We start from the raw sequence: 26,059 nt of genomic DNA, 5'->3' as shown, positions 1-26,059 counted from the left end.
CGAGGAGCCGCAATGAATATCCCTGACGATGCCTTTTTCACTTTACTGGAACATGCCCTGCGAGACAGGGGAGATGAGACGCTGCAGCGGACGCTGTACCACGCGCTGCGTGGCGCTATTTTGCAGGGGACTCTGGCAGGAGGCAGCCGTCTGCCGGGCTCACGCGCCATCGCCAGCTGGCTCAATCTGTCGCGCAATACGGTAAACGCGGCGCTGGAGCAGCTGGCGATGGAAGGCTATTTGCTGCGCAGCCGGCAGGGGACGTACGTGGCGGCGCTGAGCTCTGCGCAGGAGAGCAAGGTTACGCTACCGGCGATTGCGCTGCCGGAGCGGCTGCTGGAGCTCCCGGCGGGGGCCAGGCGCGATTCTCCTGCGCTGGCCTTTACTCCCGGTACGCCGGCGATTAACTACTTTCCTCTCTCCATCTGGCGACGCCTGCTCGATCGCGTCCTGCGCGAGGAGGGCAGCACGCTGCTGGGCTACGGCGATGCGGCCGGGGAGCTGGCGCTGCGGCAGGCTATCGTGCGCCACCTCGCGCTGTCGCGCGGGATTCGCTGCGATGCCCGGCAGATTGTCATTACCGAAGGCGCGCTTGAGGGCGTGAATTTGTGTACCCACCTGCTGAGCGTCGCCGGCGATACCGCCTGGGTAGAGGAGCCGGGCTATTTAGGCGCCAAAAGCGTATTTCTGAAGGCCGGACTGCGGGTGAAGGGGATGGCGGTCGATAGCGAAGGCATGCGTCCGGAGGTGGATGAGAGCGAAACGCCGAGGCTCATTTTCACTTCCCCTTCGCACCAGTATCCATGCGGAGCGGTGATGAGCGCCGGGCGACGTCTGGCGCTGCTGGAGTATGCGCGCCAGCATAATGCCTGGATCGTGGAAGATGACTACGATAGCGAGTTTCGCTACAGCGGTGAGCCGATCCCGGCGATGCTGGGAATGGTAAAAGACGCGCCGGTGGTCTATCTCGGTACGTTTAGTAAAACGCTGTTCCCGGCGCTGCGGATTGGTTTTGTGGTCATGCCACCGGCGCTGGCCGCCGCGGCTCAGGGGGCGGTTAGCGCGCTGCTGCGGGGCGGCCATCGGGCTGAACAGCGGGCGCTGGCGCTCTTCATCGAAGAGGGCCACTATGCCCGTCATCTGGCCGCCATGCGCCGTTTGTACCGTAAGCGTCAGCTGCAGCTACGCGAGGCCCTGGCCAGGGAGCTGACCCAGCCTTGTGACATTCTCGGCGGCGAGGGCGGGCTGCACCTGACGGTCGCCGTTGAGGGGATTGATGATGTGGCGGTGGTTGAGCAGGCCCGCCAGTATCAGCAGGCCCCTGCGGCGTTAAGCCGCTTCTATCTGGACGCACGGCGCGCGCGAAGCGGGCTGGTGCTGGGATATGGCAATACGTCCGCTTCGCATTTTGATCCGGCGCTGCGGACGTTAAATCGTCTTATCAGGCAGTGCCGACGCGGGTCAGGCTGAAGACATCGTAGAACGACAGCTCGCCTTTGGTAGCAATCATTTTTTGCAGCTGCGTTTTCTGCTCGCCCGCTACGCGTGGCGACTGCAGGATCCGCTCGATCAGCTGAGGCGGGACGAAGCGGGTGTTGTACCATTCGCCGTTGTAGCAGACGCGAAAGTCCAGGACGTCGATATCTTCGTAGCGATAGCGCGGATAGACGTCAAAGAAAAAGAAGCCGTTCAGCAGGACAAACAGCACCACCAGTAGCCATACGGAATCCACCAGCGTCTCTGAGGTGAACATGACGACGAAGGTCGCAGCAAAGGCGGCGTACATCGCGACGAACAGCCACGGATGATTGCGAATAAAACTGATGCTGAAGCGCGGACGGTTGTCGCGCTTCTCTTTCACATTGAGCTCATCAATGGTATTGGTCAGCAGTTGCTGTATTTCTGTCATTTTGTCCCCGAATTCTACTAAGGCCCAGCCTGAAGGCTATTTTATGTTGCGGGAATCAGATGGAAAAGTAACAGATCAGTTGCGGAAAAGCATAACAGTTACTCTTTTTCCGCTTCCAGCATCCTGATGATTTGCGCGGGATTGCCGCCAACGACCGCATTCGGCGGAACGTCTTTGACGACCACGGCCCCGGAGGCGATGACGGCGTTATCGCCAATCGTCACGCCTGGGTTAATTACGGCGCGGCCGCCAATCCAGACGTTATTCCCGATGGTGACCGGTTTACCGTACTCTCTGCCGCTGTTGCGCTCGACCGCATCGAGAGGATGAGTGGCGGTATAGATATGTACGCCGGGTGCCAACATGCAGTTATCGCCGATCCTTATCGGGCAGACGTCGAGCATGACGCAGTCGAAATTAGCGTAGAAATGACTGCCGAGATAAATATTGTAACCATAGTCACAGCGGAAGGTGGGCTCAATCCAGGCATCGCCCGCCTGACCAAATAACGCTGTCAGACAGTTTTTGCGTAGTTCACGTTCTTCCGGCGCCGAATGGTTGTAGCGATGCAGCTCCTGCCTGGCATGCAGGCGATCCGCGCGTAGCGTCGCATCTCCGGGCTGATACAGCTCTCCGGCGATCATCTTAAGCTTCTCTTCACTCATGGGGCTTTCCTCAAATAGCGGGTGGGCCACAGTATAAAAAAGAAACCGGTTTCAGATACGCCGTTTGGCTATTTATGCGAGTAATATCACAAATATACCCGAAGTGAGGGGAGGGGACTGATTACCGCCTGGTCGTTACCTGAAATGAATTAGCGAATGAATTTCCACACCGACGTCGGGATTTTGTCGTACAGCTTATTCATGGTCAATTCGGCAAGACGGTGATCGGCCGCTGAGTAAAATACAGCCAATTCGTTGTCCGGAAGTTCGTATTTATTTTTTTCAATTACGCGTTCCAGCGTATCAATTGTCTGACAACGGCGTAAGCGCATCAAATAGTCTGTTTTGGTTAATGGTTCACCAGACATAAATTCACCTTTAGATTGTAATAATACTAACAAGAAAGACTTGCCGGATTTTCCCGGCTGGCGTTAACAAAACAACGGAATAACCGATTTCCCGATTTACGCCATTTCTGCAGGTCTACGCTGTTAATGCCGTAGCTGCTAAACAACATGAAAGTGTCATCAAGGTATTCATCGAGCTGAGCAATCAGTTTATTATCCTCAGCGTACTTAATTTTATAATTAAGCGCGAAGGTAGCAATGTGATCGATCAATTCATTAAGCTGAAGATTGACAGCCGAGGTCGGGTCATTAACCCACCCGTGGTTGCTCTCTTCCAGGTTTGCAAGGCAATCATGATACAGGGTTTCGCAGAGAAATCGAAGCTGTGCGATATCATGTCTTTTTGGCGAGTATTCGTCCATAACACATCCCCTTTTGAGTGGTTTTAAACGACGACTAACAAGCACCGTTGTGGGATGAACACGACTAACAGACCTGGCACATACATTGTAATCCTGTTGATTTAACTATAATCCACTCTTAAACAGATTTCACCGTGCTATTACGAAAAATTACAATTATTACCCTTAATTTATCTTAAAGCACCGGACTCTATTATACCGCAACATATCAAGGTGATGGCTATCGCAAAGCACACCTTATGGATCATTGGTTTAGCAGGTTATTTTGTCATGCACCCGTCGGCAGCCACGGATAACGCTGGTATTAAGAATATTCTGAGTGAGACCGAAGGGTAAAACCGTGAAGAATAATCTGGTAAAAATAGGTTATGTCATATCTTTGCTGATTATATAGCAGAACATCCGCTAAACAATCACATTGTGTGCGCTTTCATCGATAAAAAAAGGGCCGCAAATGCGGCCCTGAGTTCAGAGATTAATGATGCCCGGTCGGATGACTGTGCTCAATATCTTCCGTTTTCTTGCTGAAACGGCGACGAACGACCACGAAGAATACCGGCACGAAGAAGATTGCCAGAACCGTCGCGGTGACCATCCCGCCCATTACGCCGGTACCTACGGCGTTCTGCGCGCCGGAGCCTGCGCCGGAGCTGATAACCAGCGGCATAACCCCGAGGATAAAGGCCAGCGAGGTCATCAGGATTGGACGCAGACGCATACGTACCGCTTCCAGCGTCGCCTCAATCAGGCCCTTGCCTTCTTTATCCATCAGGTCTTTGGCAAACTCTACGATAAGTATCGCGTTCTTCGCCGACAGGCCGATGGTGGTCAGCAGACCAACCTGGAAGTACACGTCGTTAGTCAGACCGCGGAAGGTTGCGGCCAGCAGCGCGCCGATAACCCCGAGCGGTACAACCAGCATAACCGAGAACGGAATCGACCAGCTTTCATAAAGAGCTGCCAGACACAGGAATACCACAATCAACGAGATGGCATACAGTGCCGGAGCCTGGTTACCGGACAGACGTTCCTGATAGGACATACCGGTCCAGTCGTAGCCAACGCCAGCCGGCAGCTTGCCCGCCAGCTCTTCCATCAGGTTCATGGCTTCACCGGTACTTCTACCCGGAGTCGCCTGGCCGAGGATTTCCATTGACGGCAGACCGTTATAGCGTTCCAGACGCGGTGAACCGTACTCCCAGTGCGACGTTGAGAAGGCCGAGAACGGCACCATCTGTCCGTCGCTACCGCGAACGTACCAGTTGCCAATATCTTCCGGCAGCATGCGGTATTTCGCTTCGGACATCACGTACACCTTCTTCACGCGACCGCGGTCGATAAAGTCGTTGACGTAGCTACCGCCCCAGGCTGCGCCCAGCGTGGTATTGATGTCGCTGATGGAGACGCCCAGCGCCTGCGCTTTCTCCTGATCGATATCCACCTTGAACTGCGGCGTATCTTCCAGGCCGTTCGGACGCACGCCGACCAGCAGGTCAGGGTGCTTCGCTATTTCACCAAACAGCTGATTACGCGCCTGGGTCAGTTTTTCGTGGCCTAAGCCACCCTGGTCGATCAGCTGGAAGTCAAAGCCGGTTGCGGTACCCAGCTCGACGATAGCCGGCAGGTTAAAGGCGAAGACCATCGCATCTTTAATCTGCGAGAAGCGCGCCATCGCCCGACCGGTAATCGCTTCAACCTTGTTCTCGCTGCCCGGACGTTCGCTCCAGTCTTTCAGAGAAACGAACGCAATACCGGTGTTCTGACCACGCCCCGCGAAGCCAAAGCCGTTAACCGCGAACACGGATTCAACGTTGGCCTTCTCTTTCGTGAGGTAGTAGTCCGTCATCTCATCCAGCACTTTCTGCGTACGCTCCTGGGTGGCGCCAGCAGGCAGCTGCGCCATGCTCAGGAACACGCCCTGGTCTTCATCCGGCAGGAACGAGCTCGGCAGACGAACGAACAGGAAGGCCATTCCGACAACGATGATCAGATACAGCACCAGATAACGACCGGTACTGCGCAGGATGTTGCCTACGCTATCGGTGTAGTGGTGGGTGCTCTTATCGAACATGCGGTTAAACCAGCCAAAGAAGCCTTTGTGCTCGCCGTGACCGCCTTTAGCGATAGGTTTCAGCATCGTGGCGCACAGCGCCGGAGTCAGAATCAATGCCACCAGTACCGACAGCGCCATCGCCGAAACGATAGTGATGGAGAACTGACGATAAATCGCCCCGGTTGAGCCGCCGAAGAAGGCCATCGGGATGAATACCGCCGACAGCACCATCGCGATACCGACCAGCGCGCCCTGGATCTGGCCCATGGATTTACGGGTTGCTTCCTTCGGCGGGAGCCCCTCCTCGGCCATGACGCGCTCGACGTTTTCTACCACCACGATGGCGTCATCCACCAGCAGGCCTATCGCCAGCACCATACCAAACATGGTCAAGGTGTTTATCGAGAAGCCAAAGATGGAGAGGATGGCGAATGTCCCTAACAGGACCACCGGAACCGCGATGGTTGGAATCAGCGTGGCGCGGAAGTTCTGCAGGAACAGGTACATAACCAGGAAGACCAGGATAATGGCTTCAACCAGCGTTTTAACCACTTCATGAATGGAGATTTTCACGAACGGCGTGGTGTCATACGGGTAAACAATCTTCAGGCCTGACGGGAAGTACGGCTCCATTTTTGCCAGTTCAGCGCGAATGGCGTTTGCGGTATCCAATGCGTTAGCGCCGGTCGCCAGTTTGATACCCAGACCGGAAGCCGGCTGGTTGTTAAACTTAGCGATGATGTCGTAGTTTTCGCCACCGAGCTCGACCTTCGCCACATCGCGCAGGCGAACCTGCGAACCGTCCTGGTTCACTTTCAGCAGGATGTTGCTAAATTCGTCCGCAGATTTCAGACGCGTTTGTGCAATGATCGAAGCGTTCAGCTGCTGGCCTTTCACCGGCGGCGTACCGCCTAGCTGACCGGCTGCAACCTGGGCGTTCTGCGCTTTAATGGCGCTAATGACATCGACCGGCGTCAGCTGGAAGTTGTTCAGCTTGTTCGGATCCATCCAGATACGCATCGCGTACTGGGAACCAAACAGCTGAACGTCGCCCACGCCTGACGTACGGCTGATCGCATCCTTCATGTTGGCGCCAACGTAGTCGGAAATATCCTCCTGCGTCATGGTGCCGTTGGTGTTGATAACGCCGACAACCATCAGGAAGCTGCTGGAGGATTTCTCCACGCTCACGCCCTGTTGCTGTACTTCCTGCGGCAGCAGCGGCATCGCGAGCTGCAGTTTGTTCTGCACCTGCACCTGCGCGATATCCGCGTCGGTACCGGACTGGAAGGTCAGCGTGATCTGAACCGTACCGGTTGAGTCACTGTTGGAGGACATGTACATCAGGTTATCGATACCGTTCATGTTCTGTTCGATAACCTGCGTGACGGTATCCTGCACCGTTTTCGCATCAGCTCCCGGGTAGGTTGCGGAAATTGTCACCGCCGGCGGCGCAATCGTTGGATATTGCGCGACAGGCAGCTTCAGGATCGCAAGTCCCCCAGCTAGCATGATTATTATGGCGATCACCCATGCGAATATGGGGCGATCGATAAAGAAATTAGGCATGTCTTAACGGCTCCTGTTTAAGTTAAGACCTGGTTTACTCTGACTTAGCGCTGCTTGCGGCTTGCTGCTTATCGTCAGAGGCTACTTCCTGCGCTTTCACCTGCACGCCTGGTTTTACTTTTTGCAGTCCGGTGACGATGACGCGATCGCCCGATTTCACCCCGGTAGTGACCAGCCATTTATCGCCAATCGCCTGCGTTGCAGTGACCTGACGAACCTCGACCTTATCGCCTTCGCCCACCACCATTACGCTGGCATCACCGCGCGGAGTGCGGGTTACACCCTGCTGTGGTACCAGCAGTGCGTCAGGGTTGGTGCCTTCTTCCAGACGCGCGCGGACGAACATACCTGGCAGCAGGGAGTTATCCGGGTTCGGGAAGATAGCGCGCAGAGTGATAGAACCGGTGGTCTGATCAACGGTCACGTCAGAAAATTCCAGCGTGCCGCCCTGCGGATACTTCAGACCATCGCTGGTGACCAGCTCGACCTTGGCTTTGCCGTTTTCCTGTTTCAGCTTACCGTTTGCCAGCTCCTGTTTCAGGCGCAGGAAATCGTTGCTCGACTGGGTCACGTCAACGTAGATCGGGTCCAGCTGCTGAACGGTGGCCAGCGCGGTGGTCTGGCCGTTCTGTACCAGCGCACCTTCCGTTACGGCCGATTTACCAATACGGCCGCTGATAGGCGACGTGACTTTGGTGTACGCCAGGTTAATACGCGCGGTTTCCACGGCAGCTTTTGCCGCCACGACGGCCGCATTGTTCTGCTGAGCGTCAGCAACTGCGGTGTCGTAGTCTTGTTGACTGATGTATTTGGTGCCTAACAGTTTCTGGTAGCGCTTAACCGTCAGCTGGGTGATATTTGCCGCCGCCTGCGCCTTGGCTAAGTCGCCTTTCGCGCTTTCGTAGCTGGCCTGATAGGTTGCCGGATCGATCTGATAAAGGGACACACCTGCCTGGATATCGCTGCCTTCAGTGAAGTTACGTTTCAGAATAATGCCACTCACCTGAGGGCGAACTTCAGCAACGCGATATGCACTGGTGCGGCCAGGCAGCTCGGTGGTGATTTGTAGAGGTGCGGATTTGAGCGTCACAACGCCGACTTCCGGCATTTGCTGGGCCCCTTGTTGAGCCGGTTTGTCGTCACATCCTGTTAGCGCTAAGCTGCCTGAGAGCATCAGAACGACCGCCAGAGGCGTTAACCCTCTGTTTTTGTTCATATGTAAACCTCGAGTGTCCAATTTCAAATTGTTCAGTGGCTCAAACGACCACAAACCCACTGCTGTGTTTCTATTATGGTCATGCTATGGTACATACATTCACAAATGTATGTAAACGTAACCTCTGTAAACTCATCGACCTATGGCACGAAAAACCAAACAACAGGCACTTGAAACCCGGCAACACATTCTGGACGTTGCTCTGCGTTTGTTTTCGCAGCAAGGCGTATCATCTACCTCGTTGGCAGCAATTGCAAAAGCTGCAGGGGTGACGAGGGGGGCTATCTACTGGCATTTCAAGAATAAATCAGATTTATTTAATGAAATATGGGTGCTTTCGGAGGCCAGCATTAGTGACCTCGAAGTTGAGTATCGGGCAAAATTCCCCAACGATCCACTGTCAGTTGTCCGTGAGATCTTAGTCTATATTCTTGAAGCAACGGTGACAGAAGAGCGTCGGCGGCTGATGATGGAAATCATCTTCCATAAATGTGAGTTTGTTGGCGAGATGGCGGTGGTCCAGGAGGCGCAGCGCAGCCTCTGTCTCGAGAGCTACGATCGCATCGAGCACACCCTTAACGAATGTATTGCGGCGAAGATGCTGCCGGCCAATTTATTAACCCGGCGGGCGGCGATTTTAATGCGCAGCTACCTTTCTGGCCTGATGGAAAACTGGCTATTTGCGCCGGACTCTTTCGATCTGCAAAAAGACGCGCGCGAATTTGTCGAGACGCTTCTCGAGATGTATCAGTTTTGCCCGTCACTGCGGGCTCCAGCCGAGGCTGCGATCTAGCGCTTCGCGCAAATTCCCGGCCCGAACCGGCGCGAAAAAATGCCGCTATCCGCCGCTATTCGCGCGCGGGTAGAAGTGCTATTCTGCGCGCTGCGACGACCCCCGGTATTCTCCGGCTTCTGCAATCATTCATGTTAACACTATGCTGCATACTATTCGTTGGCGAAACGCCATTTCCGCTTTTGTAATTGTACTGATGTTTTTCGTTGGCAGCCTTGGCGCAACGCGGGCCTTTGCGGCCGATTTACCCGATCGCTCCGAAGTGCAGAGCCAGCTCAATACGCTGAATAAGCAGAAAGAGCTCACCCCTCAGGACAAGCTGGTTCAGCAGGACCTGACGCAAACCCTCGAAACGCTCGATAAAATTGAGCGCATCAAGTCGGAGTCGGCCCAGCTGCGCCAGCAGGTCGATCAGGCCCCGGCGAAAATGCGCCAGGCGGTCGATGGCCTGAACGCGCTCGGCGATGTGCCTGACGATGAGGCCACGCGTAAAACGCTGGCCTCGCTGTCGCTCCGTCAGCTGGAAGCCCGCGTCACCCAGACCCTCGACGATCTGCAAAATGCCCAGAACGATCTGGCGACGTACAACAGCCAGCTGGTTGCTTTGCAAACCCAGCCGGAGCGCGTGCAGAACGCGATGTACTCGGCGTCCCAGCAATTGCAGCAGATCCGTAACCGGCTGAACGGCACCTCGGTGGGGGAGGAGGCCCTGCGCCCAACCCAGCAGAGCCTTCTGCTGACGCAGCAGGCGCTGCTGAACGCGCAGATCGACCAGCAGCGTAAAAGTCTGGAAGGAAATACCGTCCTGCAGGACACGCTGCAGAAGCAGCGGGACTACGTCAGCGCCAACAGCAACCGTCTGGAGCATCAGCTGCAGCTGCTGCAGGAAGCCGTTAACAGCAAGCGGCTGACGCTGACGGAAAAAACCGCGCAGGAAGCGGTAACGCCAGATGAAACCGCACGCATTCAGGCCAATCCGCTGGTGAAGCAGGAGCTGGAGATTAACCACCAGCTTAGCCAGAGGTTGATTTCGGCGACTGAAAGCGGCAACCAGCTGGTGCAGCGCAATATCAAGGTCAAAAACTGGCTCGATCGCGCGCTGCAGTCGGAACGCGATATTAAAGAACAGATTTCGGTCCTCAAAGGCAGCCTGCTGCTGTCGCGTATCCTCTACCAGCAGCAGCAGACGCTGCCGTCTGCCGACGAGCTGGAGGATATGACCAACCGCATCGCCGACCTGCGCCTCGAGCAATTTGAGGTGAACCAGCAGCGCGACGCCCTGTTCCAGAGCGACGCCTACGTCGCAAAACTGGAAGAAGGGCACAGCAGCGACGTGAATCCGGAAGTCCACGACGCCCTGCTGGACGTGGTGGATATGCGCCGCGAGCTGCTCGATCAGTTCAATAAGCAGCTGGGTAATCAGCTGATGATGGCGATCAACCTGCAGATTAACCAGCAGCAGCTGATGAGCGTCTCCAGCGCCCTGAAAGCTATCCTGACCCAGCAAATTTTCTGGGTTAACAGCAACAAGCCCATGGACTGGGAGTGGATCAAATCCTTCCCTGAGGCGCTGAAGGGGCAGTTTAAGGCGATGAAAATCACCGTGAACTGGGAAAAAGCCTGGCCCGCCGTCTTTGTGGCCTTCCTTGCCGGGCTGCCGCTGCTGCTGATTGCCGGCCTTATCCGCTGGCGCCTGCAGTGGCTGCGCAGCTACCAGGCAAAGCTGGCGTCGCAGGTCGGGCAGCTGCGTAACGATACCCAGCTGCATACGCCAAAAGCGATTTTGATCGATCTGATAAGAGCGCTGCCGGTGGTGCTGCTGATCCTCGCCGCGGGCCTGATTCTGCTGACGATGCAGCTCAATATCAGCGATCTGCTGTGGGCCTACAGCAAGAAGCTGGCGCTGTTCTGGCTGGTGTTTGGCCTGTGCTGGAAGGTTCTGGAAAAAGACGGCGTGGCGGTAAGCCACTTCAATATGCCGCCGCAGCTCACCAGCCACTGGCGTCGGCAGATTGTCCGCGTCAGCCTGGCGCTGCTGCCGCTGAACCTGTGGTCGGTTATCTCCGAACTCTCTCCGCTGCATCTGATGGACGATGTGCTGGGGCAGTTCGTTATCTTTATCAACCTGCTGCTGATCGCGGTGCTGGTGTGGCCGATGTGCCGCGAAAGCTGGCGCGACAAGGAGTCGCACAGCCTGCGCCTGGCGACCGTCACCGTGCTGTCGATCGTCCCCATCGCGCTGATGGCGCTGACCGCAACCGGCTACTTCTATACCACGCTGCGCCTTGCCGGCCGCTGGATTGAAACCGTCTATCTGGTGATGCTGTGGAATCTGCTGTATCAGACCGTGCTGCGCGGCCTGAGCGTGGCGGCCCGCCGCATCGCCTGGCGTCGCGCGCTGGCTCGTCGTCAGCACCTGGTCAAAGAGGGCGCCGAAGGCGCCGAGCCGCAGGAGGAGCCGACGATTGCGCTGGAGCAGGTCAACCAGCAAACGCTGCGCATCACCATGCTGGTGATGATCGCGCTGTTCGGCATCCTGTTCTGGGCCATTTGGTCGGATCTGATCACCGTATTTGCCTATCTCGACAGCATCACCCTGTGGCACTACAACGGCACCGAAGCCGGCGTCAACGTGGTAAAAAGCGTCACCATGGGCAGCCTGCTGTTTGCGATAGTGGCCTCGATGGTGGCCTGGGCGCTCATCCGCAACCTGCCGGGCCTGCTGGAAGTGCTGATCCTGTCGCGGCTCAACATGCGCCAGGGGACGTCGTATGCGATCACCTCGATTCTGAACTACGCCATTATCGCCATCGGCGCGATGACGGTGTTCGGCTCGCTGGGGGTATCGTGGGACAAACTGCAGTGGCTGGCGGCCGCGCTGTCGGTAGGTTTGGGCTTTGGCCTGCAGGAAATTTTCGGTAACTTCGTTTCCGGCCTGATCATCCTGTTTGAACGCCCGGTACGCATCGGCGATACGGTTACCATCGGGACCTTCTCCGGCACCGTCAGCAAGATCCGCATCCGCGCGACCACCATTACCGACTTTGACCGCAAAGAGGTGATCATTCCGAACAAAGCGTTCGTGACGGAGCGCCTGATCAACTGGTCGCTGTCCGACACCGTTACCCGCGTCGTCATCCGCCTCGGCGTGGCGTACGGTTCGGATCTGGATAAGGTGAAGGAGGTCCTGCTGCAGGCCGCGCACGAGCATCCGAAGGTGATGCCTGAACCTGCGCCGTCGGTCTTCTTCACGACCTTTGGCGCCAGCACGCTGGATCACGAACTGCGTCTCTACGTTCGCGAACTGCGCGATCGCAGCTACACGGTGGACGAACTGAACCGCACCATCGACCGCCTGTGCCGTGAAAACAACATCAACATCGCCTTCAACCAGCTGGAAGTGCATCTGCGTAATGAAAAGGGTGATGAGGTGACGGAGCTGAAGCGTGAAGTTAAAGGGGACGATCCTTCCCCGGCGCTCGGCTAATTAACTCTCGGGGCGGCCGATGCGCCGCCCCGCAGCCCGCTACCGTTCTTCGTTCTGCGCCGATCCCGGCGCGTTCTTTAGCTTGTTTTCATAATCACGGCGAATGATTTCCAGCGCGCCGAGCACCGTGCGCGGGCTGACCTGGTTCTCTTCAAGCAGCATGATTAAATCAACGGCCAGTTTGACTTCATCCGGGGCGTTTTCTAGCGACATTCTCACTCCTTCCGTTAGCGCATCATGCGTGCCAGCACGCTCTCTATTTTTTCCAGCGCATCGCGGCAGCGGGCAAGGCGTCCGGCATAGGCCTCCACCTCTTTCGCCAGGCGCTGCTGCTCATCGAGCGTCGTCGCCTGCAGCCACTGCCGCTGGCGATCGTTGCGCATGGCCAGCAGGCGACGCTCATACTCCTGATGCTTCAGCCGACGTCGCTGCCAGCGGCCTAGCCCCGATGCCGCGCTGTCCCAGCTGCGCAGCGACCAGGTTGCCGTCTCGCGGCTGATGGCGGCAATTTGCGCACTCAGGCGCTCCGCCAGCCAGGCAACCTGCGGCAGCTGCCGGTGCGCAACGGCCTGCTGTAAATTGGCAAAATTATGCCGGGCTTCATCCAGATAGGCCTGCATCAGCGTGCTGCGGGTACGGAACAGCTGGCGATCGAAGCGGGCGCTCAGCGTTGCGTGGTTGGCCAGCGGCGCGACCTCTGCGGCTAGCCGGGCAAGCTGCTCTTCCAGCGAGTGTAAAAGCCGGGTTGTTTTCAAATAACTCCTCCCTGGTCTGAGAAGCAACTGTGCTACAGTAGCCACATCTGCTTGATAACGATTCGCATTATGCCACGTATTATTTTAATCATCATTGGCTGGCTGGCGGTAGTTCTGGGAACGCTGGGCGTCTTCCTGCCTTTACTGCCGACGACGCCGTTTATTCTGCTGGCAGCCTGGTGCTTTGCCCGCTCGTCGCCGCGTTTTCATCACTGGCTGCTGTATCGCTCGTGGTTTGGCGGCTACCTGCGCCACTGGCAGCAGCACCGCGCCATGCCGCCCGGCGCCAAGCCCCGGGCGATAGCAATGATTATACTGACCTTTGCCATTTCCCTGTGGCTGGTTAAGCTTACGTGGGTACGCATCATGCTGCTGGTGATTCTGGCCTGCCTGCTGATATTTATGTGGCGTATTCCGGTGGTTGATGCAAAGCAACAAAAGCACTGATGCGCCATAATGCCTGTTGCAATTGTCGCTGACAGTCAGTAAATTCGAGCGTTTTCGAGCGCGGGTACGCCTGGTCAAAGGTTAATCAAATGTTTCCCTGGCCCGTTTGGCGCGTCCGTGAGTAACACCGTTTTTATCAGGCATAAACTTATGACCGCAACTGCACAGCAGCTTGAATATCTGAAGAACAGCATCCAAAGCATTCAGGACTATCCGAAACCGGGTATTCTTTTCCGTGATGTCACCAGCCTGCTGGAAGACCCGCAGGCCTATGCCCTGAGCATCGAGCTGCTGACCGAGCGTTACAGAAACGCCGGCATCACCAAGGTGGTGGGTACCGAAGCGCGCGGTTTCCTGTTTGGCGCACCGGTTGCGCTGGCGCTGGGTGTTGGCTTCGTTCCGGTACGTAAACCGGGTAAGCTGCCGCGTGAAACTATCTCCGAGAGCTACGAGCTCGAGTACGGCACCGACAGCCTGGAAATCCACGTTGACGCCATCAAAGAAGGTGACAAGGTGCTGGTGGTTGACGATCTGCTGGCGACCGGCGGCACCATCGATGCGACCGTGAAGCTGATCCGCCGTCTGGGCGGTGAGGTGCAGGATGCCGCTTTCGTCATCAACCTGTTCGATCTGGGCGGCGAGCAGCGTCTGGATAAGCTGGGCATCAACAGCTACAGCCTGGTTCCGTTCCCGGGTCACTAAGCATTTCCCGATACATAGCCTCGCCGATCCGGCGGGGCTGTGATAGCATGGCCCCTTCGTGATTTCACCTTCCAGCGTTTCAGAGCCAGCCCATGAGTTATCAGGTCTTAGCCCGTAAATGGCGCCCACAAACCTTTGCTGACGTCGTCGGCCAGGAACATGTGCTGACCGCACTGGCGAACGGCTTGTCGTTAGGGCGCATCCATCACGCTTATCTCTTTTCCGGCACCCGCGGGGTAGGTAAAACCTCCATTGCGCGCCTGCTGGCAAAAGGGTTGAACTGTGAAACCGGCATTACCGCCACGCCGTGCGGCGTGTGCGACAACTGCCGTGAAATAGAGCAGGGGCGCTTCGTCGATCTGATAGAGATCGATGCCGCCTCGCGGACGAAAGTCGAAGATACCCGCGATCTGCTGGACAACGTTCAGTACGCGCCGGCCCGTGGCCGCTTCAAAGTCTACCTGATCGATGAAGTCCACATGCTGTCGCGCCACAGCTTCAACGCGTTGTTAAAGACGCTGGAGGAGCCGCCCGCGCACGTCAAATTCCTGCTGGCCACCACCGATCCGCAAAAGCTGCCGGTGACGATCCTGTCGCGCTGCCTTCAGTTCCATCTGAAGGCGCTGGACGTCGAGCAGATCCGCCATCAGCTTGAGCATATCCTCGGCGAAGAGCAGATTGCCTTTGAAGCCCGCGCGCTGCAGCTGCTGTCGCGCGCGGCGGACGGCAGCCTGCGTGACGCCCTGAGCCTCACCGATCAGGCCATTGCCAGCGGCGATGGTCGCCTGACGACGGAGTCGGTCAGCGCGATGCTTGGCACCCTGGACGACGACCAGGCGCTCTCATTAATTGAGGCGCTGGTAGCCGCCGACGGCGAGCGGGTGATGGCCGGCGTTAACGAGGCCGCGTCGCGCGGCGTAGAGTGGGAGGCGCTGCTGGTCGAGATGCAGAGCCTGCTGCACCGCATCGCGATGGTACAGCTGTCGCCCTCGGCGCTGGGCGCCGATATGGCCGCGATAGAGCAGCGCATGCGTGAGCTTGCGCGCACCGTCCCGCCTGCCGATGTACAGCTATACTATCAGACGCTGCTGATTGGCCGTAAAGAGCTGCCCTATGCCCCTGACCGGCGCATGGGCGTTGAGATGACCCTGCTGCGCGCGCTGGCTTTCCATCCGCATAAGCCGCTGCCCGAACCGGAGGTCCGGCGGGTGCCGACCATAGCCGCCGCACCGCAGCAGGCCGCAGCGGCGCCGCCGGTTCAACCACCGCCGCCGCAGAATTTGCCGCAGAACACCAGTCAGGTGCTGGCGGCGCGGAGCCATCTGCAGCGTAATCAGGGAGCACCCAGCCCAAAAAAGAGTGAACCGGCAGCCGCATCACGCGCGCGGCCGGTGAATAACTCTGCGCTGGAGCGTCTGAGTTCGATTACCGAGCGCGTGCAGGCACGACCTGCTGCAGCGGCGCTGGAGCAGGCCCCGGCGAAGAAAGAAGCCTATCGCTGGAAATCGACGACCGTCGTCGAAACGGTGAAGGAAGAAGTCGCCACGCCGAAGGCGCTGAAGAAAGCGCTGGAGCATGAGAAAACCCCGGAGCTGGCGGCAAAGCTTGCCGTTGAAGCGGTCGAACGCGATAGCTGGGCGGCGGAAGTTAACCAGCTTGCGGTGCCGAAGCTGGTCGAGCAGGTGGCGCTCAACGCATGGAAAGAGCAGGACGGTAACCGTATCTGCCTGCATCTGCGGCCGAGCCAGCGGCATCTCAACTCCGCTGGCGCGCAGCAAAAGCTGGCGGAAGCGCTCGGCGTTTTATACGGCGCAGCGGTTGAACTGACCATCGTGGAAGACGATAATCCCGCGATGCGCACGCCGCTGGAGTGGCGGCAGGCAATTTATGAAGAGAAGCTCACGCAGGCGCGTGAAGCGATTATTGCGGATAACAACATCCAGACGCTGCGCCGGTTCTTCGATGCAGACCTGGATGAAGAGAGTATTCGCCCCATTTGATGACAAGTTCGACTTGCCATCATCATCCTTAACGATGACTTACTGAGAGAGAAGCCTATGTTTGGTGGAAAAGGCGGCCTGGGTAACCTGATGAAGCAGGCCCAGCAGATGCAGGACAAAATGCAGCAGATGCAGGAAGAGATTGCCAGGCTGGAAGTGACCGGTGAATCCGGCGCAGGACTGGTTAAAGTCACCATCAACGGCGCGCACAACTGCCGTCGCGTGGAGATCGACCCAAGCCTGCTGGAAGATGACAAAGATATGCTGGAAGACCTCGTGGCTGCGGCCTTCAACGACGCGGCGCGCCGCATTGAAGAGACCCAGAAAGAGAAAATGGCCTCCGTCTCTTCCGGTATGCAGCTGCCGCCTGGCTTTAAGATGCCGTTCTGATGCAAACCAGCCCGCTGTTAACTCAGCTTATGGAAGCACTGCGCTGCCTACCGGGCGTTGGCCCGAAGTCGGCGCAGCGTATGGCGTTTACGCTACTTCAGCGCGATCGTAGCGGCGGGATGCGTCTGGCGCAGTCATTGACGCGCGCCATGTCGGAAATCGGCCACTGTGCCGATTGCCGCACCTTCACCGAGCAGGAGGTGTGCAATATTTGCAGCAATCCGCGCCGCCGGGAGAACGGGCAGATCTGCGTGGTGGAGAGTCCTGCGGACATCTACGCCATCGAGCAGACCGGGCAGTTTTCCGGCCGCTACTTCGTCCTGATGGGCCACCTGTCGCCGCTTGACGGCATCGGCCCGGATGACATCGGGCTTGACCGCCTGGAGCAGCGGCTGCGTGACGAATCGATGCAGGAAGTGATCCTCGCCACCAACCCCACGGTGGAAGGCGAAGCGACCGCGAACTACATTGCCGAACTCTGCGCGCAGTACGGCGTCGAGGCCAGCCGCATCGCCCACGGCGTGCCGGTTGGCGGCGAGCTGGAGATGGTTGACGGCACCACGCTGTCGCACTCCCTCGCCGGACGGCATAAGATCCGGCTTTAGTCCGACATTCAGGCTGCTGGCGCGCGTCGCCCGCAGCCTGAATTATTTCGCGCATTCGGCATTTTTCGCCGCCGTTGCTTGAAAAATTTTCCCGTCGTCCCCATCTCACACTCAACGGTTTTTTTACCATTAAACATGGCATTGTTGAGGTTAAGCTAGATGAAAGGACAAGAAACTCGCGGTTTTCAGTCAGAAGTAAAACAGCTTCTGCACCTGATGATCCACTCTCTCTATTCCAATAAAGAAATCTTCCTGCGCGAGCTTATTTCCAACGCCTCCGATGCGGCCGACAAGCTGCGCTTTCGCGCGCTGTCGCAGCCGGATCTCTACGAGGGCGACGGCGAGCTGCGCGTACGGGTCTCTTTTAACAAAGACGACCGCACTCTGACCATCGCCGACAACGGCATCGGGATGAATCGCGACGAGGTTATCGATCATCTCGGGACGATTGCCAAATCCGGCACCAAATCGTTCCTCGAGTCGATGGGCTCCGATCAGGCCAAAGACAGCCAGCTGATCGGTCAATTTGGCGTCGGCTTCTACTCCGCGTTTATCGTTGCTGATAAGGTCACCGTACGCACGCGTGCCGCGGGCGACAGCGCCGAAAACGGCGTATTCTGGGAGTCCGCCGGTGAAGGTGACTACACCGTTGCCGACATCACCAAGGCCGATCGCGGGACCGAGATCACTCTGCATCTGCGCGAAGGCGAGGATGATTTCCTCAACGACTGGCGCGTGCGCTCGATCATCAGCAAATACTCCGACCATATCGCGCTGCCGGTAGAGATTGAAAAACAGGAAGAAGTTGACGGTGAAACCGTTATCTCCTGGGAGAAAATCAACAAGGCGCAGGCGCTGTGGACGCGCAATAAGTCGGAAATTAAAGACGACGAGTACCACGAGTTCTATAAGCACATTGCCCACGACTATAGCGATCCGCTGACCTGGAGCCACAACCGCGTTGAAGGGAAGCAGGAGTATACCAGCCTGCTGTATATCCCGTCCCAGGCGCCGTGGGATATGTGGAACCGCGATCATAAACATGGCCTGAAGCTGTACGTTCAGCGCGTCTTCATCATGGACGACGCCGAGCAGTTCATGCCTAACTACCTGCGCTTCGTCCGCGGCCTCGTTGATTCCAACGACCTGCCGCTGAACGTATCGCGCGAAATCCTGCAGGATAGCAGCGTCACCCGCAACCTGCGCAGCGCGCTGAGCAAGCGCGTGCTGCAGATGCTGGAAAAGCTGGCGAAAGACGATGGTGAAAAATATCAGACCTTCTGGCAGCAGTTCGGCCTGGCGCTGAAAGAGGGCCCGGCGGAAGACGCTGCGAACCAGCAGACCATTGCTAAGCTGCTGCGCTTCGCCAGCACGCATACCGACTCCGCCGCCCAGACCGTGTCGCTGGAAGAGTACGTCTCCCGCATGAAAGAAGGGCAGGAGAAGATTTACTACATCACCGCCGACAGCTACGCCGCCGCGAAGAGCAGCCCGCACCTCGAGCTGCTGCGTAAGAAAGGCATCGAAGTGCTGCTGCTCTCTGACCGCATTGACGAGTGGATGATGAGCTATTTGACCGAGTTCGACGGCAAGGCGTTCCAGTCGGTAGCCAAAACCGACGAGTCGCTGGATAAGCTGGCGGATGAAGTCGATGAAAGCACCAAAGAGGCCGAAAAGGCGCTGGAGCCGTTCGTTGACCGCGTGAAAACGCTGCTGGGCGAGCGGGTGAAAGAGGTTCGTCTGACCCACCGTCTGACCGATACGCCGGCCATCGTCACCACCGATGCGGATGAGATGAGCACCCAGATGGCGAAGCTGTTCGCCGCTGCGGGCCAGGCGGCGCCGGAAGTGAAGTACATCTTTGAACTGAACCCGGCTCATCAGCTGGTTAAACGCGCCGCGGATACCCAGGATGATGCTCAGTTTGGCGAATGGGTTGAGCTGCTGCTCGATCAGGCGCTGCTGGCCGAGCGCGGTACGCTGGAAGATCCTAACCAGTTTATCCGCCGCATGAACCAGCTGCTGGCATCCTAACTCCTGCCCTCAATACCCTCTCCCGAAACGGGGGAGGGTATCTGCATCAAACCTTCCGAAATACCCTCTTCAGCCAAAATAAACTGACCATTAACCGTTTCAGCCGTTCTGCCTTCCTTGAGCCATCTGCGTTCTGGTGGTATGGTTTAGCGTTTTTGAAAAATAGAATCGACTTTTGAGGGGATTTTCGTAATGCGTATTATTCTGCTTGGCGCTCCGGGCGCGGGTAAAGGAACTCAGGCTCAGTTCATCATGGAGAAATACGGTATTCCGCAAATCTCTACCGGTGATATGCTGCGCGCGGCTGTGAAATCTGGCTCTGAGCTGGGTAAGCAAGCCAAAGACATTATGGACGCCGGCAAGCTGGTGACCGATGAGCTGGTGATTGCGCTGGTGAAAGAGCGTATTACCCAGGAAGATTGCCGCAACGGTTTCCTGCTCGACGGCTTCCCGCGCACCATTCCTCAGGCTGACGCCATGAAAGAAGCGGGCATCGCCGTCGATTACGTCCTTGAGTTTGACGTACCGGACGAGCTGATCGTCGATCGCATCATCGGTCGCCGCGTCCACGCCGCTTCCGGCCGCGTTTACCACATCAAATTCAACCCGCCGAAGGTTGAAGGCAAAGACGACGTGACCGGCGAAGAGCTGAGCACCCGTAAAGACGATCAGGAAGAGACCGTGCGTAAGCGCCTGGTGGAATACCATCAGATGACCGCGCCGCTGATCGGCTACTACCAGAAAGAAGCGCAGGCGGGCAACACCCAATACGCCAAAGTTGACGGCACCAAAGCCGTGGCTGAAGTTCGCGTTGAGCTGGAAAAAATCCTCGGCTAATCCCGTGCGTTCTCATCCCGTCATTACGGGGTGAGAACACCTCTCATTCTACCTTTTTCTATGATTGGTTCCGTTTAGCGCCATTTCAGCTACAATTGGCTGCGATTCAAATGGTTAAGAGGCGGTAATGCATCAGACGAAAACAGGTATCTTGCTGGCCAATTTAGGCACTCCCGATGCGCCCACGCCCGACGCGGTGAAGCGCTATCTGCGACAATTTCTGAGCGACAAACGGGTCGTTGATACGCCTCGTCTGCTGTGGTGGCCGCTGCTGCGCGGCGCGATCCTCCCTCTGCGCTCCCCGAGGGTGGCGAAGCTTTACCAGGCGGTATGGATGGAAGAGGGCTCGCCGCTGATGGTCTACAGCCGTCAGCAGCAGCAGGCGCTGGCCGCCCGACTGCCGGAAACGCCGGTGGCGCTGGGGATGAGCTACGGTTCGCCTGCGCTTGAAAGCGCCGTGGACGAGCTGCTGGCCCAGGGCGTTGACCATATCGTGGTGCTGCCGCTCTATCCCCAGTACTCCTGTTCCACCGTAGCGGCGGTATGGGACGAGCTGGCGCGGATCCTCGGCAAAAAGCGGGCGATCCCGGGTGTCTCCTTTATCCGTGATTATGCCGACGACGTGGACTACATTGCGGCGCTCGCCGCCAGCGTTCGCGCTTCGTTTGCCGAACACGGCGAGCCGGACGTGCTGCTGCTCTCCTATCACGGTATTCCGCAGCGCTACGCTCGCGAAGGGGATGTCTACCCGCAGCGCTGCCGCGATACCACCCGTGAGCTGGTCTCCGCGCTGGATCTCTCTCCCGACCGGGTGATGATGACCTACCAGTCGCGCTTTGGCCGCGAGCCGTGGCTGACTCCGTATACCGACGAGACGCTGAAAATGCTGGGCGAGCAGGGCGTGAAGCACGTCCAGGTTATCTGTCCTGGATTTTCCGCCGACTGCCTGGAGACGCTGGAAGAGATTGCCGTGCAGAACCGCGAGTTCTTCCTCGAGGCCGGCGGGCAGAAATATGAATATATTCCCGCTCTCAACGCCGACGCTGCGCATATTGAAATGATGGTTAACCTGACGGCAGCGTATCGCTAATCGCGTGCGGCGCGGGGAATATGCTACTATTCCCCGCCTGTCCACTGCCACTAAACCACCACTATGAAATTTCCCGGTAAACGCAAATCTAAACACTACTTCCCCGTCAACGCCCGCGATCCGCTGCTGCAGCAAATTCAGCCGGAAAATGAATCCGCTATCTCCTGGGTGGTCGGCATCGACCAGACGCTGGTAGATATCGAAGCGAAAGTGGATGAGGCGTTTATCGAGCGCTACGGCCTGAGCGCCGGACATTCGCTGGTGATTGAAGATGATATCGCCGAGGCGCTTTATCAGGATCTGCTGCATAACGATCTTATCACCCACCAGTTTGCCGGTGGCACCATCGGCAATACCATGCACAACTATTCGGTGCTGGCGGACGATCGCTCGGTGCTGCTTGGCGTGATGTGCAGCAATATCGACATCGGCGGCTACGCCTATCGCTATCTTTGTAATACCTCCAGCCGTACCGATCTTAACTATCTTCAGGGCGTGGACGGGGCGATCGGCCGCTGCTTCACCCTGATCGGCGACTCCGGCGAACGCACCTTCGCCATCAGCCCTGGGCACATGAATAAGCTGCGTCCGGAAAGTATCCCGGAAGAGGTGATTGCCGGCGCCTCAGCGCTGGTCCTGACCTCTTATCTGGTGCGCTGCAAGCCCGGCGAACCGATGCCGGATGCCACGATGAAAGCGATTGAGTATGCGAAAAAACACGACGTGCCGGTGGTGCTGACGCTGGGCACCAAATACGTCATTGCCGACAACCCGCAGTGGTGGAAGGACTTCCTGAAGGAAAATGTCTCGATTCTGGCGATGAACGAAGAAGAGGCCGAGGCGCTGACCGGGCTTGCCGATCCGCTGCTGGCCTCGGATAAGGCGCTGGAGTGGGTGGATCTGGTGCTATGCACCGCCGGGCCTGCGGGCCTGTATATGGCCAGCTTCACCGAAGACGAGGCGAAACGCAAAACCCAGCACCCGCTGCTGCCGGGAGCCATTGCCGAGTTTAATCAGTACGAGTTCAGCCGCGCGATGCGCCATCAGGATTGTCAAAACCCGCTGCGTATTTACTCCCACATCGCCCCGTACATGGGCGGGCCTGAGAAAATCATGAATACCAACGGTGCCGGCGACGGCGCGCTGGCGGCGCTGCTGCACGATATCACGGCCAACAACTACCACCGCAATAACGTCCCCAACTCCAGCAAGCACAAGTGCAAGTGGCTGACCTACTCATCCCTGGCGCAGGTGTGCAAGTACGCGAACCGCGTGAGCTATCAGGTACTGAATCAGCACTCGCCGCGTTTAACCCGCGGGCTGCCGGAGCGGGAAGACAGCCTCGAAGAGGCGTACTGGGAGCGCTAGGCGCGTTTCCCTCGCCGCAGGGGGAGGGAAACCGTTAGACGGACAGGAGCGCCCTCAGCCGAGGCGAGAGGGCGTCAGAGCCTAGCCGGTGACCACTTCACCCGCCGGCGGCGTTTCCAGCAGCAGCAGCATGGCGCGGGCGATTTCGCGCTCGCCCATGACCACCTGGTTCGCGCCGCGTTCGACAATATAGTCCACTTCGTCATCATAGTGCGCGCGGGCGATAATCTCGATGTTCGGGCACTTCTCGCGCGCAGAGGCCACAATTTCTCCCGCCTCGTAGCCGTTAGGGATGGTCAGAAGCAGCCAGCGGGCGCAGTCCAGATGCGCCAGATTCATAATCTCTTCGTTTGCCGCATTGCCCAGCACCGCGCGGATGCCGCGTTCGCGCAGCTCGTCCACGCGGGTGCGTGACGTTTCGATAACCACCAGCGGAATACCCTGCGCCATCAGCTTCTCGCCGAGCAGGCTGCCGACGCGGCCAAAGCCGACCAGCAGCGCGTGATTGCAGATATCGACCGGAATTTGCTTCTCTTCTTCCAGCACCTCTTCGAGGGTTTGCTCATCGAGGGTTTCGGTTTTATCGAGGTATTTCTCCAGCAGCGCGAACAGCACCGGGTTGAGCATAATGGAGATAATCGCCCCGGCAAGCACCAGGTTTTGCCCGGCCTGCGGCAGCAGATCCAGCGCCATACCGAGGCCGGCGAGGATAAAGGCGAACTCGCCGATTTGCGCCAGGCTGGCGGCGATGGTCAGCGCGGTGCGCGGAGAGTGGCCGAACATCCGCACGAGGAAGTAGGCCACCACCGATTTACCGAAGATGATAATCGCCAGCGTTGCCAGCACCGCCAGCGGCTGCTCCAGCAGGATCATCGGGTCGAACAGCATGCCAACGGAAACAAAGAACAGTACCGCGAACGCGTCGCGAAGCGGCAGCGTATCGTGGGCGGCGCGGTGGCTGAGTTCGGATTCGTTGAGCACCATGCCGGCGAAAAAGGCGCCGAGGGCAAAGGAGACGTCAAACAACTCAACCGCGCCGAAGGCAATGCCGAGCGCCAGCGCCAGCACCGAAAGCGTAAACAGTTCGCGCGAGCCGGTCGCGGCGCTGCGCGACAAAATCCACGGCACCAGGCGGCGGCCAACCAGCATCATAATGGCGATAAAGGCGACGACTTTACCGATGGTGATGCCCATATCCACGGCCAGCGACGCCAGGCCGACGTCGCCTTTTTCCGTCATTCCGGCGACGGCGGGCAGCAGGACCAGCGTCAGCACCATCACTAAATCTTCGACGATGAGCCAGCCGATGGCGATTTGCCCTCGCTGGCTATCAATAAGCTGGCGTTCTTCCAACGCGCGCAGCAGCACCACGGTACTGGCGGTAGAAAGACACAGGCCAAAAACGATACCGGTCATAAGCGACCAGCCCAGCATCGCTGAAAGCGCCATACCTAGCAGCGTTGCCACGCCTATCTGGGCAATCGCGCCGGGGATGGCTATCGACTTTACCGCCATTAAATCTTTTAAAGAGAAATGCAGACCGACGCCGAACATCAGCAAAATGACCCCAAGCTCGGCCAGCTCTGGCGCCAGCTTGGTATCAGCAACAAAACCCGGGGTAAAAGGGCCGGAGAGTACGCCCGCTAACAGGTAGCCCACCAGTGGAGAAATACGTAGCTTATTGGCGATCATGCCAAAAATAAAAGCGAGGACCAGCCCGCCGACAATGGTGGTGATAAGCGGTGTTGCGTGGTGCATTCCGTCTCCTTGCATGTGGTGAGCCAATCCATTTTCGGTATTAAGCACCTCATCCTTCAGGCTGCCTCGGCGTTAGCTTCGCGCGTTCATCCTGCTCGCGGCCCTGATGCAACTCGAATGGTATGGTGCATAAACCTAAAAAACCGAGTAATAGTTTATGACACTTTTAGCCGTTTTGTTTATGAATAATTATTGAATTATGCTGAAAACTGGAATTAGCCCGCAAAAAAGCACAGATCGGAAAACAGGGGCAGGTAATGCCGGGCGATCCTGATGGGGTAAGGGGTGACGGTAGCCAAAGTTTCACTTTGGCTACCGTATAATCACGCTTTTTGATGATTGTTAGGGAGGAATATCGTCAATATGCCGAGCAGAGGCAGGAAAGCGCAGATTTTATAGACCAGCTCGATACTGGTGTGATCGGCTAACAGCCCCAGCACCGCGGCTCCCAGGCCGCCCATTCCGAATGCAAAGCCGAAGAACAGGCCGGAAACCATGCCAATTCGGCCCGGTAATAGCTCCTGGGCGTAAACCAGAATGGCAGAAAACGCCGATGCGAGGATAAAACCAATTATCATGGTCAAAATCCCCGTCCACTCGAGGGTGGCATAGGGTAAAATAAGGGTAAACGGCGCTACGCCAAGGATAGAGCCCCAAATTACGTATTTCCGCCCGATTTTATCGCCGACAGGCCCGCCAATAACCGTTCCTGCGGCAACCGCGAACAGGAAGATAAACAGGTGAATCTGCGCGTTTTGGATCGATAAGCCAAACTTATCCATCAGATAAAAGGTGTAATAGCTGCTAATGCTCGCCATATAGAAGTATTTCGAGAAAATAAGCATCAGCAGGATGCTTACCGCCAGAATAACTTTATTTTTGGGCAGCGGATTGGCGATGACGGCCTTAGGTTTACCTTTGTTCATCCGATGCTGCGCGGCGTACCAGCGGCTGATTTGCGACAGCACAACGATAGCCAGCAGCGCGGCCAGCACGAACCAGGCAACGTTGCCTTTGCCGTAAGGGGCAATGATGACCGCCGCCAGCAGCGGGCCCAGCGAGCTGCCAAAGTTTCCGCCAACCTGGAACAGCGACTGCGCCAGGCCGTGGCGTCCGCCGGAGGCCATGCGCGCCACGCGAGAAGATTCCGGATGGAAGACCGAGGAGCCGGTACCGACCAGCGCGGCGGCCAGCAGCACTGTGCCAAAGCTTCCCGCCAGCGCCAGCAGCACCAGCCCGCAGAGGGTAAAGCACATGCCAACGGGCAGCGACCACGGCATCGGGTGCTTATCGGTTATATAGCCCACCACCGGCTGCAGGAGCGAAGATGCGAGCTGGAAGGTAAGGGTGATCATGCCGATCTGCACAAAGGAGAGGGAGAACTCCGACTGTAGCAGCGGGTAGATCGCGAGGATCAGCGACTGGATCATATCGTTCAGCAGGTGGGAAAGGCTGATGGCCCCCAGAATGCGAAACGAGGTGCGTGCTTTTTGCGGCGGCGCAGCGGAGCCGGGTAAGGGTTGAGCGGTCTGATTCATTGCCATAGATTCACTTAAAGGTTCTTATTAGAGGATGCAGGTGGAATTATTATCTGACTAACATACCCGCGCCT

General features: G+C 57.5%; 23 protein-coding genes and 1 other annotated feature. Of the genes, 13 read left to right on the top strand and 10 right to left on the bottom strand.

Annotated elements, in window-relative coordinates:
* The first annotated feature begins 12 nt into the window (after positions 1-12).
* Entirely contained in the window at positions 13-1,470 is a 1,458-nt protein-coding gene (gene pdxR, locus MMW58_RS22425; protein ID WP_241722137.1) for a MocR-like pyridoxine biosynthesis transcription factor PdxR, read from the top strand.
* Here the strand turns inward: pdxR and MMW58_RS22420 are convergent.
* Positions 1,442-1,909: a YlaC family protein gene (locus MMW58_RS22420; protein WP_133596456.1), complete on the bottom strand. Its 468-nt coding sequence runs from the start codon at positions 1,907-1,909 to the stop codon at positions 1,442-1,444. The genes pdxR and MMW58_RS22420 overlap by 29 nt on opposite strands.
* On the opposite strand from MMW58_RS22420, the gene MMW58_RS30365 reads away from it, so the two are divergent.
* Positions 1,899-2,036 carry a hypothetical protein gene (locus tag MMW58_RS30365; protein WP_371823018.1) on the top strand — a complete coding sequence of 46 codons (138 nt, stop codon included), beginning with the start codon at positions 1,899-1,901 and terminating at the stop codon, positions 2,034-2,036. The genes MMW58_RS22420 and MMW58_RS30365 overlap by 11 nt on opposite strands.
* Here MMW58_RS30365 and maa read toward each other — a convergent pair.
* The 5 genes from maa to acrA all read right to left on the bottom strand — a co-directional run bounded on the left by maa (position 2,008) and on the right by acrA (position 8,181).
* Entirely contained in the window at positions 2,008-2,574 is a 567-nt protein-coding gene (maa, locus tag MMW58_RS22415) for a maltose O-acetyltransferase (protein WP_241722136.1), read from the bottom strand. The two genes, MMW58_RS30365 and maa, sit on opposite strands and share 29 nt — an antisense overlap.
* 149 nt (positions 2,575-2,723) lie before the next feature.
* Positions 2,724-2,942, bottom strand: a complete 219-nt coding sequence (locus MMW58_RS22410) for an HHA domain-containing protein (RefSeq protein ID WP_041144355.1) — start codon at positions 2,940-2,942, stop codon at positions 2,724-2,726.
* Positions 2,943-2,968: 26 nt separating this feature from the next.
* Positions 2,969-3,343 (bottom strand): Hha toxicity modulator TomB, encoded by a 375-nt coding sequence (gene tomB, locus MMW58_RS22405; RefSeq protein WP_041144356.1) that lies wholly within the window; start codon positions 3,341-3,343, stop codon positions 2,969-2,971.
* Between the two features lie 475 nt (positions 3,344-3,818).
* Entirely contained in the window at positions 3,819-6,965 is a 3,147-nt protein-coding gene (acrB, locus tag MMW58_RS22400; RefSeq protein ID WP_133596458.1) for a multidrug efflux RND transporter permease subunit AcrB, read from the bottom strand.
* A gap of 34 nt (positions 6,966-6,999) precedes the next feature.
* Positions 7,000-8,181 (bottom strand): multidrug efflux RND transporter periplasmic adaptor subunit AcrA, encoded by a 1,182-nt coding sequence (gene acrA / locus MMW58_RS22395; protein WP_133596460.1) that lies wholly within the window; start codon positions 8,179-8,181, stop codon positions 7,000-7,002.
* A 142-nt stretch (positions 8,182-8,323) separates the two neighbouring features.
* On the opposite strand from acrA, the gene acrR reads away from it, so the two are divergent.
* A complete protein-coding gene (gene acrR, locus MMW58_RS22390) occupies positions 8,324-8,974 on the top strand; it encodes a multidrug efflux transporter transcriptional repressor AcrR (RefSeq protein WP_159235926.1) in 651 nt (216 codons plus the stop codon).
* A gap of 142 nt (positions 8,975-9,116) precedes the next feature.
* The gene (mscK, locus tag MMW58_RS22385) at positions 9,117-12,461 is read left to right on the top strand and encodes a mechanosensitive channel MscK (RefSeq protein ID WP_159235927.1); all 3,345 of its coding nucleotides are present in this window, start codon (positions 9,117-9,119) and stop codon (positions 12,459-12,461) included.
* Positions 12,462-12,500: 39 nt separating this feature from the next.
* Here mscK and rsmS read toward each other — a convergent pair whose 3' ends face one another.
* The gene (rsmS, locus tag MMW58_RS22380) at positions 12,501-12,674 is read right to left on the bottom strand and encodes a pleiotropic regulatory protein RsmS (RefSeq protein WP_072051774.1); all 174 of its coding nucleotides are present in this window, start codon (positions 12,672-12,674) and stop codon (positions 12,501-12,503) included.
* 14 nt (positions 12,675-12,688) lie between these two features.
* Positions 12,689-13,216 carry a primosomal replication protein N'' gene (priC, locus tag MMW58_RS22375; RefSeq protein WP_133596465.1) on the bottom strand — a complete coding sequence of 176 codons (528 nt, stop codon included), beginning with the start codon at positions 13,214-13,216 and terminating at the stop codon, positions 12,689-12,691.
* Positions 13,217-13,285: 69 nt separating this feature from the next.
* On the opposite strand from priC, the gene MMW58_RS22370 reads away from it, so the two are divergent.
* From MMW58_RS22370 to MMW58_RS22330, 9 genes are all read left to right on the top strand, one after another.
* Positions 13,286-13,663: a DUF454 family protein gene (locus tag MMW58_RS22370; RefSeq protein ID WP_041147537.1), complete on the top strand. Its 378-nt coding sequence runs from the start codon at positions 13,286-13,288 to the stop codon at positions 13,661-13,663.
* Between the two features lie 150 nt (positions 13,664-13,813).
* A complete protein-coding gene (apt, locus tag MMW58_RS22365; RefSeq protein ID WP_041144362.1) occupies positions 13,814-14,365 on the top strand; it encodes an adenine phosphoribosyltransferase in 552 nt (183 codons plus the stop codon).
* Positions 14,366-14,457: 92 nt separating this feature from the next.
* Positions 14,458-16,365, top strand: coding sequence for a DNA polymerase III subunit gamma/tau (gene dnaX, locus MMW58_RS22360; RefSeq protein ID WP_241722135.1), 1,908 nt, complete (start codon positions 14,458-14,460; stop codon positions 16,363-16,365).
* Positions 15,698-15,762, top strand: a sequence feature (DnaX frameshifting element). Its footprint overlaps the gene before it by 65 nt.
* A 57-nt stretch (positions 16,366-16,422) precedes the next feature.
* Positions 16,423-16,755 (top strand): YbaB/EbfC family nucleoid-associated protein, encoded by a 333-nt coding sequence (locus tag MMW58_RS22355; protein WP_041144364.1) that lies wholly within the window; start codon positions 16,423-16,425, stop codon positions 16,753-16,755.
* Entirely contained in the window at positions 16,755-17,360 is a 606-nt protein-coding gene (gene recR, locus MMW58_RS22350; RefSeq protein WP_041144365.1) for a recombination mediator RecR, read from the top strand. The genes MMW58_RS22355 and recR overlap by 1 nt, the downstream gene beginning before the upstream one ends.
* Positions 17,361-17,519: 159 nt before the next feature.
* Entirely contained in the window at positions 17,520-19,394 is a 1,875-nt protein-coding gene (htpG, locus tag MMW58_RS22345) for a molecular chaperone HtpG (RefSeq protein ID WP_132511343.1), read from the top strand.
* A 192-nt stretch (positions 19,395-19,586) separates the two neighbouring features.
* Positions 19,587-20,231 carry an adenylate kinase gene (gene adk, locus MMW58_RS22340; RefSeq protein WP_128878903.1) on the top strand — a complete coding sequence of 215 codons (645 nt, stop codon included), beginning with the start codon at positions 19,587-19,589 and terminating at the stop codon, positions 20,229-20,231.
* A 127-nt stretch (positions 20,232-20,358) separates the two neighbouring features.
* Positions 20,359-21,321, top strand: coding sequence for a ferrochelatase (gene hemH / locus MMW58_RS22335; protein ID WP_133596469.1), 963 nt, complete (start codon positions 20,359-20,361; stop codon positions 21,319-21,321).
* Positions 21,322-21,384: 63 nt separating this feature from the next.
* On the top strand, positions 21,385-22,689 hold the full coding sequence (locus tag MMW58_RS22330) for an inosine/guanosine kinase (protein WP_241722134.1): 1,305 nt from the start codon (positions 21,385-21,387) through the stop codon (positions 22,687-22,689).
* Between the two features lie 81 nt (positions 22,690-22,770).
* Here MMW58_RS22330 and ybaL read toward each other — a convergent pair whose 3' ends face one another.
* Both ybaL and MMW58_RS22320 read right to left on the bottom strand, forming a co-directional pair.
* A complete protein-coding gene (ybaL, locus tag MMW58_RS22325; protein ID WP_045854259.1) occupies positions 22,771-24,447 on the bottom strand; it encodes a YbaL family putative K(+) efflux transporter in 1,677 nt (558 codons plus the stop codon).
* 323 nt (positions 24,448-24,770) lie between these two features.
* Positions 24,771-25,991, bottom strand: a complete 1,221-nt coding sequence (locus MMW58_RS22320; RefSeq protein ID WP_134525344.1) for an MFS transporter — start codon at positions 25,989-25,991, stop codon at positions 24,771-24,773.
* Between the last annotated feature and the right edge of the window lie 68 nt (positions 25,992-26,059).

The organism is Klebsiella sp. HC6 (assembly GCF_022605325.1).
GTDB classification, from domain to species: domain Bacteria; phylum Pseudomonadota; class Gammaproteobacteria; order Enterobacterales; family Enterobacteriaceae; genus Klebsiella; species Klebsiella terrigena.
This window is presented reverse-complemented; position numbering and strand designations above follow the sequence as displayed.

What these genes read in the sequence shown, in the direction of transcription:
- pdxR (WP_241722137.1), top strand. Translation starts at nt 13, where the DNA reads ATGAATATCCCTGACGATGCCTTTTTCACTTTACTGGAACATGCCCTG.
- MMW58_RS22420 (WP_133596456.1), bottom strand. Translation starts at nt 1,909, where the DNA reads ATGACAGAAATACAGCAACTGCTGACCAATACCATTGATGAGCTCAAT.
- maa (WP_241722136.1), bottom strand. Translation starts at nt 2,574, where the DNA reads ATGAGTGAAGAGAAGCTTAAGATGATCGCCGGAGAGCTGTATCAGCCC.
- MMW58_RS22410 (WP_041144355.1), bottom strand. Translation starts at nt 2,942, where the DNA reads ATGTCTGGTGAACCATTAACCAAAACAGACTATTTGATGCGCTTACGC.
- tomB (WP_041144356.1), bottom strand. Translation starts at nt 3,343, where the DNA reads ATGGACGAATACTCGCCAAAAAGACATGATATCGCACAGCTTCGATTT.
- acrB (WP_133596458.1), bottom strand. Translation starts at nt 6,965, where the DNA reads ATGCCTAATTTCTTTATCGATCGCCCCATATTCGCATGGGTGATCGCC.
- acrA (WP_133596460.1), bottom strand. Translation starts at nt 8,181, where the DNA reads ATGAACAAAAACAGAGGGTTAACGCCTCTGGCGGTCGTTCTGATGCTC.
- acrR (WP_159235926.1), top strand. Translation starts at nt 8,324, where the DNA reads ATGGCACGAAAAACCAAACAACAGGCACTTGAAACCCGGCAACACATT.
- mscK (WP_159235927.1), top strand. Translation starts at nt 9,117, where the DNA reads ATGCTGCATACTATTCGTTGGCGAAACGCCATTTCCGCTTTTGTAATT.
- rsmS (WP_072051774.1), bottom strand. Translation starts at nt 12,674, where the DNA reads ATGTCGCTAGAAAACGCCCCGGATGAAGTCAAACTGGCCGTTGATTTA.
- MMW58_RS22370 (WP_041147537.1), top strand. Translation starts at nt 13,286, where the DNA reads ATGCCACGTATTATTTTAATCATCATTGGCTGGCTGGCGGTAGTTCTG.
- apt (WP_041144362.1), top strand. Translation starts at nt 13,814, where the DNA reads ATGACCGCAACTGCACAGCAGCTTGAATATCTGAAGAACAGCATCCAA.
- dnaX (WP_241722135.1), top strand. Translation starts at nt 14,458, where the DNA reads ATGAGTTATCAGGTCTTAGCCCGTAAATGGCGCCCACAAACCTTTGCT.
- MMW58_RS22355 (WP_041144364.1), top strand. Translation starts at nt 16,423, where the DNA reads ATGTTTGGTGGAAAAGGCGGCCTGGGTAACCTGATGAAGCAGGCCCAG.
- recR (WP_041144365.1), top strand. Translation starts at nt 16,755, where the DNA reads ATGCAAACCAGCCCGCTGTTAACTCAGCTTATGGAAGCACTGCGCTGC.
- htpG (WP_132511343.1), top strand. Translation starts at nt 17,520, where the DNA reads ATGAAAGGACAAGAAACTCGCGGTTTTCAGTCAGAAGTAAAACAGCTT.
- adk (WP_128878903.1), top strand. Translation starts at nt 19,587, where the DNA reads ATGCGTATTATTCTGCTTGGCGCTCCGGGCGCGGGTAAAGGAACTCAG.
- hemH (WP_133596469.1), top strand. Translation starts at nt 20,359, where the DNA reads ATGCATCAGACGAAAACAGGTATCTTGCTGGCCAATTTAGGCACTCCC.
- MMW58_RS22330 (WP_241722134.1), top strand. Translation starts at nt 21,385, where the DNA reads ATGAAATTTCCCGGTAAACGCAAATCTAAACACTACTTCCCCGTCAAC.
- ybaL (WP_045854259.1), bottom strand. Translation starts at nt 24,447, where the DNA reads ATGCACCACGCAACACCGCTTATCACCACCATTGTCGGCGGGCTGGTC.
- MMW58_RS22320 (WP_134525344.1), bottom strand. Translation starts at nt 25,991, where the DNA reads ATGGCAATGAATCAGACCGCTCAACCCTTACCCGGCTCCGCTGCGCCG.